Consider the following 16,398-nt stretch of genomic DNA (forward strand, 5'->3'; position numbering starts at 1 on the left):
AATGAAAATTTCGGTACAACGTTATCGCGCCACGGGCGGCTTTAGAAAATCGTTGAAAAAGCGGCTGGTGTCCTCGCGCACATTGATCCCGGCGATGATTGTGGGATCAATCATACTTCTGGCCTGCCTGCATGTCTGGCAGCGGGTTTATGTGATGGGACTGGTCAAAGAGGTCTCGGTGCTGGAAAAGGAAAATAACAATTTGAAAGACCTGGTAAAGAAGAGCAATATGGAAATTACCGAGCTTTCCAGGCTTTCGCGTATCGAGGAAATTGCCACCGAGCAGCTTGGTTTGACCAGGACCGGTTCGGAAAATCTTTACACCTTAAGTATCAGTCGGGACGACTATAAAGCGGAAGGGCTGGATGATGTGGTCACTTCATTGAAGAAGATCGCCGAAAATCTTCCAGTTCTAAATGAAACAAAAGCAGCGACCAACGGCATTTTTGAATCAGATGAAGAGTAACACGAGCGCTACGGTCAGTAACGGGCGGATGGTATTTATTTACTTTCTGGTAATCCTGGTCTGGTCGGTTCTCATTTTCAGACTGGCGGTCATTCAGATCGTTCATGGGGAAACGTATGGCGAAAAGGCCCAGAAACAGTCCAGCGGGAAGATACAGGTGCCGGCCGAGCGCGGTCTGATATTTGACCGGAAGGGACGCCAATTAGCCGAAAATGTAATCGGCAACGGTCTATATGCATACCCGTCGGATAATAAGGAAATCAGAAATATTTATAAATATCTTGATCGGACTTACGGGCGCAGGTCGGGTGTTTCCAAGAAACTTTTTTCCCTGAAACCAAACCGGTTTAAATATATCGATCGAAGCCTGGCCGATAATCTGGCGGCAAAAATAGCGAACGACAGTATTCCTGGATTGTATATTGAAGAGGGGGTAAGAAGGGATTATCCTTTTGGCGCCGTCGGCAAGCAATTGCTGGGGTGCACCAATATTGACGGATGCGGAATATCGGGGCTTGAATTCAGTTATGATTCACTGTTGGCCGGGACGCCCGGTCTGATTGATTATTTGAGGGACGCCCACAGAAATACTTACCGGGTCCAAACGATTCCTCTGGTAAAACCTGTCGCCGGAAATTCAATTGTGCTTACCCTTGACTGGTATTTTCAGGAGATTGTCGAAGAAGAGCTCAAAGCGGCGGTCATAAAATATAACGCTCTCGAAGGAACGGCGATATTTCTGGACTGCCACACGGGTGAAATTCTGGCGGCCGCCGACTATGTCGCCAATGACCAGAATGACGCGGTCAAGTTGAGGGCGGTCAGCAACTGCATTGAACCCGGCTCCGTGTTCAAGGTGTTTACGGCGGCGGCCCTGCTGGATGAAGGATTGGTCGATCTTGAAGAAAAGATTTATTGTGAGAACGGTTTTTGGAAATGCGGCCGCGGCCGTTTGCGTGATGATAAGAAACATGACTCGTTGACTTTTCAGGAGATTATCGAGTTGTCGAGCAATATCGGAACCGGCAAACTGGCTCTTCGCCTGGGCGGAAAAAAATTAACCGAAGCCGCCAGGCGGTTCGGTTTCGGTCAACCGCCATACATCGGTCTGCCCGGCGAGCAGTCGGGGCATATCGGTGATCCGGGCGTGTGGTCCGATTATAATATCGCCGCTCTCTCAATAGGGCATTCCATTTCAGTCACGCCGGTGCAACTTGCGGCTGGGATTGCCGCAATTGCCAACGAAGGGAAGCTGTACCGCCCTTTGTTAATCAGAGGGATAATCAACAATCAGGGCAAGCTGTCCCGAAAAGCCAAACCGCTGATGCTGGGCGAAGTCATGGAAAAGAACAATGCGGAACTGCTGCATACTTTTTTGGCCGGTGTCGTTGAGCGCGGAACGGCCACCCCGGTGAAGTCGAACATCGTTTCAATTGCCGGCAAAACCGGAACCGCGGAAGTGGTCGATTTGAAAAACGGCGGCTATATCAAGAATAAATTTGTGGCTTCGTTCCTGGGATTTTTCCCGGTCAAGGAGCCCAGAGTGGCCGGCGTCGTTATTCTTCATCAACCCGAGCCGGTTCATTACGGCGGATATACTTCCGGACCGGCGTTCAAGAATATCGCAGAACGCTACACCATCGCCAATTCGGAATTCCTTCGGCCGGATACGAAACTGGCCGCCGGCAAAGGCGAAAACGATTTGATCGAAATACCTGATTTTGTCGGCCGCGATGTTTCTCTGGCGATGCAGATGGCCGAGAAAAAAGGGTTAAAAATTGTCGCCGACCGCAGCGAAGGTGTCGTGGCCTGGCAGTTTCCTCCTGAGGGAAGGCGGTTGCCCGGAACCGAGACGGTCGCGGTGGTCGTGCAAAGCGATGACGAAAAAGCGACCATGCTTGATCTATCCGGCCTGAAAATGAGAAGTGCCGTTGCGGTCCTGAATTATCAGGGATTGAAGTTCGAAATCGAGGGGCGCGGAAGAGTGAAAAAACAATATCCTTCGGCCGGCGTGGCACTGGATAAAAATGCCCGTTGCCGGCTGATTTGCGGAACTCCCGCGAAAGTGAAAAATGAAGCTGTCAGAATTAGTCAAGCCAATTAATGGCGCCCGAATACAGGGCGATGGCAACGTCGAAATAACCGGTTTGGAATACGATTCGCGGCGAATCAAACCGGGGATGCTGTTTATTGCAGTGGAGGGCTATAAGACTGACGGCAACCGGTTTATCTCCGATGCCATAAAAAACGGCGCCATGGCCGTTATGTCCACAAAACCATTCGCCGGAAAGATTCCGGTTGTAATCGTGCCTGATTTGCGCCAGGCCATGTCCGATGCCGCTGCCAATTTTTACGGCTTTCCGGGCAATACGCTGGAAATCGCCGGTGTCACCGGTACAAATGGCAAGAGCACGTCGGTGTACCTGACCCGGCTGATTCTGAACGCAGCCGGAAAGGAAACCGGCCTGGTCAACTCGCTGGTATATGATACGGGAAAAGCGAAATACAAGGCTGAGCGGACTACTCCGGATTCGGTTGACATGCAGCGGATACTTTCGGAGATGCTTCAGGCAGGATGTACTCATGGCGTCGTCGAAGTTTCATCACATGCACTGGTGCTGCATCGGGTCGATAATATAGATTTCAAAGCCGGGCTGTTCACCAATTTCAGCCGTGATCATCTGGATTTTCATGATACTATGGAAAAATATCTCGCCGCCAAAAAATTGTTTTTGGAAAAACTGATTGGCGATGGAAAATACGTTGTGATCAACATGGATGTGCCCGGTTATGCCGGATTCACCGCTGATGTCCGCTGCCGTCTGCTGACCTATTCGGTCACACGTCAGGATGTCGACGTATTTATAAAGAATATCAAGCTGCATCCCGATCACTCCGAATTTACGCTAGTCGTGAAGGGCGAGGAGCGCCGGGTAATATTCAGGCTCCCCGGAAGGTACAATTTGTCGAATGCGACCGGTTCCGCAGCTCTGGGAACGGCCATGGGCGCTTCACCGGATCATATTGTGTCCGGTCTCGAAGCGGCCGTTGCGGTGCCCGGGCGCTTTCAGCCGGTTGATGCCGGCCAACCGTTTCTGGTCCTGATCGATTATGCCCATACGCCCGATGCCATAGAGAGATTGTGCAAATCGGCGCGTGAAATTACTCCGGGGAAAATGATGATCTTGTTCGGGTGCGGCGGTGACAGGGATCGTGGAAAGCGTCCGCTGATGGGTGAGGCCGCCTCGGAGTTCTCCGATCTGGCCATGATTACTTCGGATAATCCGCGTACCGAGGATCCTGATCGGATAATAGAAGATATCAAACCCGGCATGATAAAAGATGATTATCTGGTCATCCCCGACCGCCGCGAGGCGATTCTTGAAATTTTAAAGATGGCCAAACCCGGTGACACTATCCTGGTGGCGGGCAAGGGGGCCGAGGATTACCAGGAAATCGGCACTACCCGGTATCCTTTTGAAGATAAGGTTGAAATAAGCAAAGCATTGGCAAAGCTGGGTTACAAGAAAGGCTAAGGAAGGTTGATAACGTTGGATTTCAAGACACTGGCCGAACGGATAAACGGTAAACTGCTGAACCTCGAGCATGGCGGAGTATCGTTCAGGGGAGTCTCGATTGATACACGCACTCTCAGGGCCGAACAGCTTTTCTTTGCCATTAAAGGGGAAAACGCCGACGGACATAATTACCTTGCCGATGCCATCACCAAAAACAGCGCCGGTCTGGTGGTTGCCGCCGATTTTGGCGGGCTTGATAAAATAGGCAACCGGGTGCCGGTTGTCGTTGTCGAAAATACTCATGAAGCCATGATGCATCTGGCGACCGCCTACCGGGAAAAAGTATCGGCGGAAATCGTCGCCGTCACGGGATCAAACGGAAAGACCACCACCAAGGAATTCATTTTCGCTATGATAAGGTACAAAGAAAAAGAGACCTATGGTTCACCCGGGAACCTGAATAATCTCTTTGGTCTGCCGCTGGCGATTTTTGCCATGCCCTCAGGAAGTCGCTTTGGTGTTTTCGAACTGGGCATATCCATCCCGGGCGAGATGACCCGGCTGGCGAATATAATCCGCCCCGATCTGGCGGTTATCACCAATGTCGGTCCGACCCACCTCGAAACGCTTGGCACAGTCGAGGGCGTCGCCGAGGCCAAGCTTGAACTGGCCGACTCGATGAAGAGTGATAAACCGGTGATTATCAATGCCGATGACCCGGTGCTGTCAAAAGCCACCGCACGGAGAAACCGCCGCATTGTCACCTATGGTGTATTAAATCATGCTGATTTCACCGCAACTCCTGCCGGTGTTTCGGATGACGGTTTCCCCCTGGCAAAAATCGATGGAGTCGAAATCGGAATAAAAATTTTCGGCCAATATCAAATTTATAATCTTCTGGCCGGTTATGCGGTCTGCAAAACCCTTGGACTGGATATAAAACCGGATGAATTAAATAATGTTGATTATCGTTTTGCATCGTACCGAGGCGAGATCGAAAGTATCGACGGATTGACCATAATTGCCGACTGCTATAATGCCAATCCCGCCTCGATGTCTTCCGGCTTGCAGTCGTTCAAAGCATATATGGGCAATGCCTCGATGAGGAACCGTCGCTCGGTCGCTGTTATCGGCGATATGCTCGAACTTGGGAAAGAATCAAAAGAGTATCATCAGGCAATCGGCCGATTGCTGGCTGAATTGGATTTCGACTATGTTCTGACCGTCGGTCCGCTGTCAAAAAATATGTATGAAACGGCGCTGGCCGCGGGGTTAAACAAGAAGAAGATAAGACATCATGAAAATACCGACGATGCCGGCGAGGCTTTAATAAACGATATTCAGAGGGGAGATATAGTATATCTCAAAGCCTCGCGCGGCATTGCTCTGGAAAAATTGATAACATTATTAAAAGGGGCCGCCTTCCGGCAGAATTGATATGTTATACCATCTATTAACTCAATTGACCGGTTATGTGTCCGGATTCAATCTGTTCAGGTATATAACGTTTCGTACAGCGGCCGCGACAATCACTGCTATTTTGATATCACTCTTTCTCGGGTCGTTTTTTATCAGGATCCTTCAGAAGCATCAGATCAAGGAGAAGATTCGTGCCGAAGGTCCCCAGAGCCACCAGGGCAAGGCGGGGACACCGACGATGGGCGGACTGATTATCCTGATAGCTATTATTATCCCGACTATCCTGTGGGCCGACCTGACCAATTATTTTATTCTCATGATCCTGCTGGTCACCTTCTGGCTCGGATTGATCGGGTATATGGATGACTATTTAAAAGCAGTAAAGAACCAGCCCAAAGGTATGGTGGGGCGCAAAAAACTTATCGGGCAGATTGCACTGGGACTGGTCTTCGGGGCGCTGCTGCTCTTCCTGCCGCCCAACTCCAGTTTCGATACGACGACTGAAATCCCGTTTTTCAAAAATTATGTCCTTGTTCTCGGCGTTTTGTATCTTCCCTTTATCATAATAGTCATCACCGGATCATCGAATGCCGTCAACCTTACCGACGGTCTGGATGGGCTGGCCATCGGGTTGACCGGGCTGTGCTTCCTGGTTTTCACTGGTCTGGTCTATATTTCCGGGCGAGCCGATTTCTCGAGCTATTTGCAGATTGCCTATATCCCGGGCTCTGGCGAAATGGCGGTGTATTGTGGCGCGGCGGTGGGAGCGGCGCTCGGCTTTCTCTGGTTCAATTCGCACCCGGCCGAAGTTTTCATGGGCGATACCGGTGCCCTGGCCCTGGGCGGGGCCCTGGGAGCGGTTGCCATATTGATCAAAAAGGAGTTGTTCCTGGTGCTGGTCGGTGGCGTTTTCGTAATAGAAGCGCTCTCGGTCATCATACAGGTTCTGTCATATAAACATCGCGGGGGAAAGAGAGTCTTCAAGATGGCCCCGATTCATCATCACTTTGAATTGCTCGGCTGGCCCGAGTCGAAAGTGGTGATTCGTTTCTGGATCATCGGCGCTCTGTTTGCCTTGTTAACCCTTTCGACATTGAAGATAAGATGACAGTCAAGGATAGAGTCAAAGGACGGAAAGTCGGCATTGTCGGGATGGCGCGATCCGGCGTTGCCGCTGCCAAACTGGCCCGACGTCTCGGAGGCGTGCCGTTTGTGTCGGATGTCAAGTCCGCCGATAAACTCGAAGCACAGATTCATGAATTGAAAACGTTCGGAATCGAATTCGAAACGGGCGGCCATACCGATCGTCTCCTGAATTCCGATTTCGTGATTGTCTCGCCCGGTATTCCGCAGGAGACCGAAATTATCCGAAAGATTGTCGCCTCGGGCATCCCGATATTCTCCGAGATCGAGTTTGCCTCATGGTTCTGCAAAGGGAAAATTATCGCCATAACCGGCTCCAATGGTAAGACCACGACCACGACTCTGATCGGGGCCATTCTCGATGCGGCCGGATTCAAAAACAAGGTTTGCGGCAATATCGGTTTTCCTTTTTCGGAGGCGGTACTCGATATACCCGAGGATGGGTATGCCGTTCTGGAGGTTTCCAATTTTCAACTGGAATTGATCGAGGAGTTCTGTCCGTACATCGCCATGATTCTCAACATTACACCCGATCATCTCGATCGATACGAAAATTTCGACGGTTATAAAAAAGCCAAGTATCGCATTACCGAGAATCAGAAACCCGCCGACTTCCTGATTTTGAATGCGGATGATCCAGTTATTGAAAAGAACAATATCGCCAGCAAAGCCCGTAAAATATTTTTCTCCACCTCACGATCACTGCCGACCGGGGTCTTTCAGAGGGGAAAGTCACTGGTCGGCATCGTGGGGGAGAAGGAGACCGACATCATCGGCGCCGGGTCGATTCGGATACCGGGGCCGCATAATCTTCAGAATTCGGCGGCGGCGTCCCTGGCGGCGCTTCTGGCAGGAGTCCCACCGAAACCCATTCATGATGCCCTGAGTCAATTCCCGGGAGTGGAGCATCGCCTTGAAGATGCCGGAACCATTGCCGGAATCAAGTTTGTCAACGATTCCAAGGCGACCAATGTCGATTCGGTTTGCTTTGCCCTGCGCTCGTTTGCGTCGCCGGTGATCCTGATTGCCGGGGGACGCGACAAGGGCGGCGATTTCGATCCCATCATTAAATACGGGCGGGGGAAGGTCAAAGAAATAATTCTGCTGGGTGAGGCGCGCGAAAAAATGTTTGCTTCGCTGGGCAAGGCCTTTCCGGTGCAGTTTTCGGATGACATGGATGATGCCGTCGGTAAGGCTTTCGCATCAGCCGCCCCGGGAGAAATAGTCTTGTTGTCGCCGGCCTGCGCCAGTTTCGATATGTACGACAATTTCGAACATCGCGGGCGGGATTTCAAACGTGCCGTACAGGCACTGAAGAATAACAATCATGTTGTCAACGGTATAGAGTCATAGCGGGTATGGACAAGAAGTTGTTATACAGTACGGTAGCTTTAATCGCCTTCGGTATGGTGATGGTGTATTCATCATCATCGGTCATGGCCGAAAACCGCTTCGGAACGCATTATTTCTTCCTGCAGCGGCAGTTTATCTGGCTGATTATTGCCGCGGTTGCCGGGTGGCTGGTGACAAGGGTTGATCTAAAGAAATATGCGGCCTATTCCGTGCCATTGATTTTTATATCTCTGGCCATGCTGGTGCTGGTGTTCATCATGCCGGCTCGCAACGGCTCGCACCGGTGGCTGTTTATCGGGCCGCTCACCATTCAGCCGTCCGAAATTTTCAAACTGGTGGTAGTCGCGTACCTGGCCTTTTCGTTATCTCAGAAAAAACGGGACATCACTGATTTCAAGCAGTTCATGATACCCTATGCGCCGTTAATCGGCGCCGGATTGGTATTAATTATACTCGAGCCGGGACTGGGCTCGGCTCTGACCATCTCCGCCACGGTCCTTATGATATTTTTCCTGGCCGGGGTCAGATTGTACCACCTGGCTGTTCTGATAACGCCCTTTGTCGGCCTGATCGGATTTATGGTCTTTGTCCTCGGATACAAAAAACCGAGGGTAATCGATTACATGTCGGCGGTTGGTGATCCCTTGTCAGGGAGTTATCAGGTGAAGCAGGCGGTTCTGGCCCTTGGCGCCGGCGGCATCTTCGGCTCCGGGCTGGGCAATGGACGACAGAAATTATTTTTCCTGCCATATCCACATACCGATTTTATTTTTGCTTCAATCGGAGAAGAAGTCGGATTTATTGGCCTGATGGCCGTCCTGCTCCTTTTCTTTATAATCATACGCCAGGGGATCAAGATTGCCAAATACCAGCCGGATCGATTCGGATATTTACTGGCCATGGGTATTACGGCTTCGATTTTTACGGCGGTGGTCATCAATATCGGCGTCGTAACCTCGCTCCTGCCGACCACCGGTATTCCCCTGCCATTTCTTTCCTATGGAGGCTCGGCCCTGTTGATGTCGATCGTGTCAGTGGCCGTCCTCCTGAATCTTTCCCGGCGCAAAGGGGTGCTGGTCAGATGAAAAAGCTGAAAGTCATCTTTGCCGGAGGCGGTACCGGCGGACATCTCTACCCGGCTCTGGCCATTGCCGACAGGCTGAAAGAACTGATCGCTCCGGAAGGTGAAGCTGATTTCCGCTTCGTTGGCACCCGGCGCGGAATCGAATACCGCATGAAAGATCGTCTCGGATACCCTCTCTGGTTGATTACCGTAAGAGGTTTGAGTCGCAGCGGTATTTTGCGCAACATCCTCTTTCCGATTCTTCTGGCCGGGGCGACATTAAAATCGATTTATCTCATCCTTCGCTTTTCGCCCGACCTGGTTGTCGGAACCGGCGGATACGTGATGGGACCGGTCCTCCTGGCGGCGGTAATGCTGAACCGCCGGTGTGTCATACAGGAACAAAATTCATATCCGGGAGTGACCACCCGGCAGCTGGCCCACCGGGTTGATAAAGTCTTTCTCGGTTTCGGCGAAGCCTCCAACCACCTGAAGAAAGAATGTGATTTCATCGAGACCGGTAATCCGGTCAAGGATATCATCGGCAAGGTCACCAGAGAAGAGGCCAGAAAATATTTTGATTTCGCCCTTGATGATAAAGTTATACTCATTCTGGGAGGCAGTCAGGGTGCCTTGAGCATCAACAATAATATTCTGATGCATCTCGAAACACTTCCCGACAAGTGTCGTCTAATATGGCAAACAGGTGAAAGGGACTACAAGGAAGTAGCCGCGAAAGCGGGCGGCAAGGTCTCCAGCCGCGCCCTTTTCGCATTTGCCGATCACATAGAAATTGCTTATGCTGCCGCCGATATTGCCATCGCCAGGGCCGGCGCTCTGACGCTGGCCGAATTGGAGGCGGCCGGCCTGCCGTCCGTTCTGGTTCCATTTCCATTTGCCGCCGAGGATCACCAGAAGAAGAACGCTGAGGTGTATGCCTCGGCCGGCGCATCATTCATCATTTTCGACAGCGAATTGAATGAAATGAATCTGCTGAAAGGAACCATCACGCTTCTGGAAGACGGCAGCCGTGAAAAAATGAAAGCGGCGCTTGAGGATATGCACCGAAAGAGAAAAAAACCGGCGGTGGATATGATAGCCGAAGAGATCTTGGCCCTGACCGGGTTTGAAAGGGGAAATAATTGAGGAGTATCGTATTATCGCGACCCAAATTCGAAGGAAAAAATATGATTTTCGGTAAGTACAAAGAACTATACTTCGTGGGCATCGGCGGATCCGGCATGTCCGGCATCGCCGAAATACTTCATAATCTGGGGTACAAAATATCGGGGTCGGATATAAGCGCCGGCGAAGTTACCGATCATCTGAGCAGTCTGGGTGTGACCATTTTTGACCACCATGACGGCGCCAATCTGGGGACCGCCAATGTGGTTGTGATATCCTCTGCGGTGAAAGAAGATAACCCGGAAGTGGTCGAAGCCAGACGGCAGGGAATACCGGTGATAAAGCGGGCCGAAATGCTCGGCGAATTGATGCGCCTGAAATATTCCATTGGAATTTCGGGGACGCATGGCAAGACCACGACCACCTCTATGCTCGGGAAAATTATGACCGACGCCCGTCTCGATCCGACCATCATCGTCGGCGGTATCGTGGCCGGCAAAGGGTCAGGGGCATCACTGGGCGCGGGAGATTATCTTGTCGCCGAAGCTGATGAATTCGACCGTTCGTTTCTGTCCATGTTTCCTTCGATGGCGGTGATAACCAATATCGAGCCGGATCATCTGGAGTGCTATGACGGCATGGATGATCTGGAGAATTCGTTTCTGACCTACATGAATCGCGTGCCTTTCTATGGTATTGTGGTTTACAATGCCGATGACCCGGTGCTGGCCAAACTGCGGGGAAAGATAACCAGGGCTTCAGTCAACTATGGATTGTCACCTGATGCGGATTATCAGGCGGTCGATATCAGACTGAGCGAGCACGGATCGGAATTCGAGCTGTTTCACCGGGGCGAGCATCTGGGAAAAATAACCCTGGGCGTCATCGGGGAACACAATGTCAGGAATGCGCTGGCGGCGGCTGCGGCAGCTCTGGAGCTTGAAGTCGATTTTGTGACTATCGCCGATTCGCTGCGGAATTTCCGCGGTGTCGGGCGCCGTTTTGAAATCAAGGCGGTGGTGAATGATATTATGGTGGTCGATGATTATGCACATCACCCGACGGAAATAATCGCCACTCTCGGTTCCGCCCAAAAATCATACAGCCGCAGGATAATTGCCGTCTTTCAGCCGCACCTGTTCAGTCGTACGCAGTTGTTCTATCGCGAATTTGCCGAAGCCCTGCGGCGGGCGGATATTTGCTGTCTGGTCGATATTTTCCCTTCCCGGGAACAGCCGATTCCGGGTGTGACCGCGGAGATGATTTCGAAATATGCCGAAACGAAGGGGTACAACAATATTATTTATGTCGGTCCGAAGGAGAACGCCGTCGGGCGGGTTCTTGCTGAGGCTCGTGCAGGTGATATGATTATTACAATCGGCGCGGGCAGTATTACACGCATAAATCCTGATATTGTCAAAGGATTGAAGAAAAATGTTTCCTAAAATCGGGAAAACCTACCTGATACTTCTTGCGGCAACAGTCGTCATAGCCGGCGTCTTGGTTGCATGCAAGTACACCAGGTTATTTAAACTCAAGCGCGTATCTGTTGTCCCGGCGGAGTATGGCGATGGGAAATATCTTGGTCTTACAATGGAGCAAAATTTGTTCGCGCTGCCTGTTGAGCGGACGGCCGACCTGCTCCTTAAAAAGGGCAAGGTCATCAAGGTCGATATTGATTATTCGCTTCCCGATGGAATCGATATTACGATTAACGATATCACGCCGCGTGCGTTTGTCATCGGTGACGGCGGGCAGATGCTTTATGCTCTGGATGACAGATGCTACCTGCTTCCGCACGATAATTCCGAAGACGGTTTTGATTGTCCCCTGATTACGGGAGTGAAGACGACAAAAGCATACAAGCATGCCTCCGATCGTCGTTTGCCCATGATCATGGAGCAACTTGCACGATTAAAGGACGATTGTGCTGATTTTTATCTGGCGCTGTCAAGTATAGATCTTTCGAATGATGATTATGTGTCATTATTTATTGACGGGCTGCCGTTTCCGATTGATGTCAATGCCGGTTCAATATATGACCGGATAAAGGACCTGGAAATATTTTTACTCGATTTCAATCCCGACCTGAACGATGTCACCAGGCTGGATATGAGATCCGAAGGTTTAATTATATCGGCGAGCTGAATATGTCTGAACCAAGAATTATTACCGGAATTGATATTGGAACTGCCAATATAAGAACGCTTATAACCGAGGTTTCGGAAGATGGTCGACCGACATTTCTCGGATACGGAACCGCGCCCGCGGCAGGACTGAGACGGGGCGTGGTGATAAATATGGAAAAGACGGTTCAGTCGATTTCGAAGTCGGTTGAGGAAGCGGAAATCATGGCATCGGCACATCTTGACTCCACGGTCGCCGGTATCGCCGGCGATCATATCCGGTCGATCAACAGCCATGGTGTTATTGCTGTTTCGCGTTCCGACAATGAAATCGGCGAACGGGATGTAAACAAGGCCATCGAGGCGGCCGGCGCCATTGCCATACCGGCCGATCGCGAAATCGTGCATGTCCTGCCGCAGGAATACACGATCGATGAACAGTCCGGCATAAAGAATCCGATCGGCATGACCGGAGTCAGGCTCGAGGTCGAGGTGCATATAGTAACGGCGGCGATAACCTCGGCCAAAAATATCTACCGCTCCCTGGAACGATGCGAAATCGGGGTCGAGCATCTTGTCCTGCAGTCGCTGGCCGCGTCCTATGCCGCGATCAACGACAGCGAGGCGGATATGGGTGTAGTTCTGATCGATATCGGAGGTGATCTTACCGATGTTGCCGTCTTCTATGACGGCTCCATCAGGCATACCGGCGTTGTGCCTCTTGGCGGGAAAAATGTCACCAATGATATTGCCATCGGATTAAGAACATCGGTCGACCAGGCGGAACATCTGAAGACCGGCTATGGTTCGGCGCTGACTTCGCTGGTTGATGCCGACGATATGATGGAAGTCCCCGGCATGATGGGACGCAAATCCCGAACCTTATCCCGAAATGTGCTGGCCTCGATCATCGAACCCCGAATGGAGGAAATCATTTCGCTGGCGGCGCGGGAAATCAAGAAGGCCAATTCGCCCGACACTCTGGCGGCCGGGGTCATCCTTACGGGGGGCGGCGCGATGCTTCCCGGAACGGTGGAACTGGCCGAGCAGATACTCGATATGCCGGTCAAGCTCGGCGTTCCTGCGGGAATCGAAGATCTCCCGGAAACGATGAAGCGGCCTGATTATGCCACGGTTCTTGGTCTGGTAAATTTCGGCTTCAAACACGGCCCGGGCGTGGAGGTCAAAAAAGGCGGCCTCAAGGGCCTGTTTAGGAAATTTGAAAAATGGATCTCGAATAATTTTTAAATAAATCATGGAGGAAATACAATGAGTGAAGGGAAACTTCGTTTTGAGTTGGCCGATGATGTCGACAGCCCGGCCAACATCAAGGTGGTCGGCGTGGGCGGCGCCGGCGGTAATGCCGTCAACAGGATGATCGAAGCAGGGTTGTCGGGCGTGCAATTTATTGCCATCAATACCGACATTCAAGTGCTCGACCGCAACCAGGCCGGCAAGAAAATTCAAATCGGCAAAAGACTGACCAAAGGACTTGGGGCCGGGGCCAATCCCGAAGTCGGCCGCAAGGCCATTGAAGAGGACCGCGAGGAAGTCGGTGCGTTGCTCGAAGGCGCCGATATGGTTTTCATCACCTGCGGTCTGGGCGGCGGGACCGGCACCGGTGCCGCTCCGGTTGTAGCCGAGATTGCGCGGGAAAAAGGCGCCCTGACCGTCGCCATCATTACCAAGCCGTTTAATTTCGAGGGCAACAAACGGATGCAAAAAGCGGAGTTCGGCCTCAAAGAACTGAAGGATAGAGCCGATTCGCTTATCATTATTCCCAACGAACGACTGCTTTCGGTCGTGGACAAATCAACCCGCTTGACCGAAGCCTTCGCTTTTGCCGATGAAATTTTGCATCAGGCAACCAAGGGTATCTCGGATCTTATTGCGGTCCCGGGACTGGTCAACTGCGATTTTGCCGATGTCAAGACGGTTATGCTCGAGCGCGGTGATGCTCTGATGGGAACCGGAATTGCATCCGGCGAAGATCGCGCCGAACAGGCCGCCAGGCAGGCTATCTCATCGCCATTGCTGGAAGATATCTCGATGTCGGGAGCCGCCGGGGTGCTGATCAATATTACCGGTGGCGAGGATATGTCGCTCAACGATGTCAACCAGGCGACCACAATTATCAATCAGGCGGCAGGGGAGGATGCCAACATAATTTTCGGAGCCGTTATTGATCCGAGTTTTAAGGATCAGATCAGGGTGACGGTTATCGCCACCGGTTTCGGCTCTCGCTACGAAATGTCGACTGAAGATGAAGAACCGATTGCCAAAGCTGAGCCCGGCAAGGTGATGTCATTGTTCCCGGAACAGCCGACGGTTTTTCCGGTCAGAAAAGTGGCCGGCGGTAATGGGCGGGGTCGCATACCCGCCTTCCAGAGCGAGAATACCAAGATTCCCGCATATATCAGAAGATTGGATGATTAATAAATAAGGTTTTCACTCGGTTCCTCCACAATGGGGCCGCCGGCTCAGTTACCCGGCCGGCGGTCCCCCAATTATCCTATATTTAATAGGCTATCTCCCATAATTTATAATTTTACCAGCAGGCCGAAGACGGTCTTAACTGCAATTGAGATAACTACTTACGTTTTATGTCCAGTCGGTATGCCGCTTGCGAATATTTAATTGTAGTTGTATTTATCATCTTTTGATAAGGATGAGTTATGACCTTTTCTTTGAATAACAACTTGTCGGACAGCGGAATCATTCGCGGCCTGAATCAGTCTTTTCAGCTGCTGTATAAATCGGCCGAAAAGCTTGCAACGGGATTGCGGATCAACAGTGCCGCCGATGATCCGGCCGGGCTGGTTATTTCCGAAAGGATGCGGGCCCGCATTGCCTCGCTAAATCAGGAAATTGAAAATGTCAGTCTGCAAATCAGAAAATACGAAACCGCCTCATCCCACTCCCTGCAACTGCGAAGCATGTTGACCGAGATGCGTTCGGTTGCTGCGGCGGCAGCCAATGAAGGATTCAACAGCGAAGCCATGCAGAACGCTTATCAGGCTGAAGCTAACCGATTGGTCGAATCATATAATTTTGTCGTACAAAATGCCGCTTTCGGAGAGCAGAAACTTTTGGATGGGTCGGACGGCTCACTGGCGAATATTCAGACACTGGAGCCGTTTGATTTATCGACCGCCGAGTCGGCCGATGCGGCGATGGAAGCCATCGATAATCAGACTTCGCGTCTCGACAGCATCATTGCCGATATCGGCGCCTCCCAGAAAAACGATCTGGAAAGCCGCCTGACCGGCCTGCGCGTCGAGGCCGAAAACCTGACCGCGGCCGAATCTCAGATACGCGACACCGATTTTATGCTTGAATTCACCAATTTTATCAGGAATCAAATGATGGTGCGGGTTTCGGTATCGCTTCTGGCCCACAGCTTCCTGACCCCGCAATCGGTCCTGGCGCTGGTAGCAGAGAAGTAGCTATCGGTCATGAAGGAATTTAAATAATTCAAGAAATTTCGGAGTTTGTATTATCGGTGATGTCGAGCATAACACTCGACATCACGCTTTTTTTGTTTTATATATCAACCTGCCGAAATTATTCCTCAATTATTTCCGCAATGGCTGACCGCAGCCCAAAACCCAATCTTCGCATTCACACGGGGGATTCCCATTTTTGTACAAGTAATTAATGAGCTGGGTTACATCCAGAATATTAATCATGCAATTACAGTCGGCATCTCCGGAACAAAGCGCATAAGGTCTAGGTGCTGATCCACCCTTGTAGAGATAATTGATCAGGAAAGATACATCCAGAATATTGATCGAACCGCTGGCATCGGCGTCCCCCGGGCGGCAATCACAGAAGAATTGCCAGAATCCGGATCGAACCAGATAAACCGCAGCGCTGTCGAATCCAATAGCGGACTGACCGACAGTCCCATTCAGCAGATATTGCTCGGAAATACCGGAAGTCGCACCGCTCCCAATGACCTGCCAGCTGATCGTATCGCCGGGCGACAGGAATATGGCTTGAATCGGCGTCACTTCCGGGGAGGATTCCATCTTATCAGTCGCGGCGCCTTCTTGCAGATTTTCGATATCTGTTGGCATGCCCTGATCATTTATTTCGTCGGAACTGTGAATCGTTGAAATCATTAAAAGAAATATTGTCAGCAAGCCAAATATGTTTTGAATAATCACTTTTTTTACAGACATA

Annotated in this window: 14 protein-coding genes; 13 read left to right on the forward strand and 1 reads right to left on the reverse strand. The window is 51.2% G+C overall.

What is annotated here, in order from left to right; genetic code table 11:
• Window position 1: 1 nt before the first annotated feature.
• The 13 genes from CVT49_04900 (at window position 2) to CVT49_04960 (ending at window position 15,659) form a co-directional block, all read left to right on the forward strand.
• Window positions 2-466: a hypothetical protein gene (locus CVT49_04900; GenBank protein ID PKK84138.1), complete on the forward strand. Its 465-nt coding sequence runs from the start codon at window positions 2-4 to the stop codon at window positions 464-466.
• Complete coding sequence (locus CVT49_04905; GenBank protein ID PKK84139.1) at window positions 417-2,570, forward strand: hypothetical protein; 2,154 nt, start codon at window positions 417-419, stop codon at window positions 2,568-2,570. Before CVT49_04900 ends, CVT49_04905 begins: the two co-directional genes overlap by 50 nt.
• Complete coding sequence (locus CVT49_04910; GenBank protein ID PKK84140.1) at window positions 2,539-4,002, forward strand: UDP-N-acetylmuramoyl-L-alanyl-D-glutamate--2,6-diaminopimelate ligase; 1,464 nt, start codon at window positions 2,539-2,541, stop codon at window positions 4,000-4,002. The genes CVT49_04905 and CVT49_04910 overlap by 32 nt, the downstream gene beginning before the upstream one ends.
• 6 nt (window positions 4,003-4,008) lie before the next feature.
• Window positions 4,009-5,421, forward strand: coding sequence for a hypothetical protein (locus CVT49_04915; GenBank protein PKK84141.1), 1,413 nt, complete (start codon window positions 4,009-4,011; stop codon window positions 5,419-5,421).
• Window position 5,422: 1 nt separating this feature from the next.
• Window positions 5,423-6,511, forward strand: coding sequence for a phospho-N-acetylmuramoyl-pentapeptide-transferase (locus CVT49_04920; protein ID PKK84142.1), 1,089 nt, complete (start codon window positions 5,423-5,425; stop codon window positions 6,509-6,511).
• Window positions 6,508-7,899, forward strand: a complete 1,392-nt coding sequence (locus tag CVT49_04925; GenBank protein PKK84143.1) for a UDP-N-acetylmuramoyl-L-alanine--D-glutamate ligase — start codon at window positions 6,508-6,510, stop codon at window positions 7,897-7,899. The genes CVT49_04920 and CVT49_04925 overlap by 4 nt, the downstream gene beginning before the upstream one ends.
• Before the next feature lie 5 nt (window positions 7,900-7,904).
• Complete coding sequence (gene ftsW / locus CVT49_04930) at window positions 7,905-8,984, forward strand: putative lipid II flippase FtsW (GenBank protein ID PKK84144.1); 1,080 nt, start codon at window positions 7,905-7,907, stop codon at window positions 8,982-8,984.
• Window positions 8,981-10,108: an undecaprenyldiphospho-muramoylpentapeptide beta-N-acetylglucosaminyltransferase gene (gene murG, locus CVT49_04935; protein ID PKK84145.1), complete on the forward strand. Its 1,128-nt coding sequence runs from the start codon at window positions 8,981-8,983 to the stop codon at window positions 10,106-10,108. The genes ftsW and murG overlap by 4 nt, the downstream gene beginning before the upstream one ends.
• Window positions 10,109-10,149: 41 nt before the next feature.
• Window positions 10,150-11,532, forward strand: coding sequence for a UDP-N-acetylmuramate--L-alanine ligase (locus CVT49_04940; GenBank protein ID PKK84146.1), 1,383 nt, complete (start codon window positions 10,150-10,152; stop codon window positions 11,530-11,532).
• Window positions 11,522-12,235: a hypothetical protein gene (locus CVT49_04945; protein ID PKK84147.1), complete on the forward strand. Its 714-nt coding sequence runs from the start codon at window positions 11,522-11,524 to the stop codon at window positions 12,233-12,235. The genes CVT49_04940 and CVT49_04945 overlap by 11 nt, the downstream gene beginning before the upstream one ends.
• Window positions 12,236-12,237: 2 nt before the next feature.
• Window positions 12,238-13,461 carry a cell division protein FtsA gene (gene ftsA, locus CVT49_04950; protein ID PKK84148.1) on the forward strand — a complete coding sequence of 408 codons (1,224 nt, stop codon included), beginning with the start codon at window positions 12,238-12,240 and terminating at the stop codon, window positions 13,459-13,461.
• A 21-nt stretch (window positions 13,462-13,482) separates the two neighbouring features.
• On the forward strand, window positions 13,483-14,649 hold the full coding sequence (locus CVT49_04955) for a cell division protein FtsZ (protein ID PKK84149.1): 1,167 nt from the start codon (window positions 13,483-13,485) through the stop codon (window positions 14,647-14,649).
• A gap of 239 nt (window positions 14,650-14,888) precedes the next feature.
• Window positions 14,889-15,659: a hypothetical protein gene (locus CVT49_04960; protein ID PKK84150.1), complete on the forward strand. Its 771-nt coding sequence runs from the start codon at window positions 14,889-14,891 to the stop codon at window positions 15,657-15,659.
• Window positions 15,660-15,788: 129 nt separating this feature from the next.
• On the opposite strand, the gene CVT49_04965 is transcribed toward CVT49_04960, so the two are convergent.
• On the reverse strand, window positions 15,789-16,397 hold the full coding sequence (locus tag CVT49_04965; GenBank protein ID PKK84151.1) for a hypothetical protein: 609 nt from the start codon (window positions 16,395-16,397) through the stop codon (window positions 15,789-15,791).
• Between the last annotated feature and the right edge of the window lies 1 nt (window position 16,398).

This window comes from candidate division Zixibacteria bacterium HGW-Zixibacteria-1, assembly GCA_002838945.1.
Lineage (GTDB): Bacteria > Zixibacteria > MSB-5A5 > GN15 > PGXB01 > PGXB01.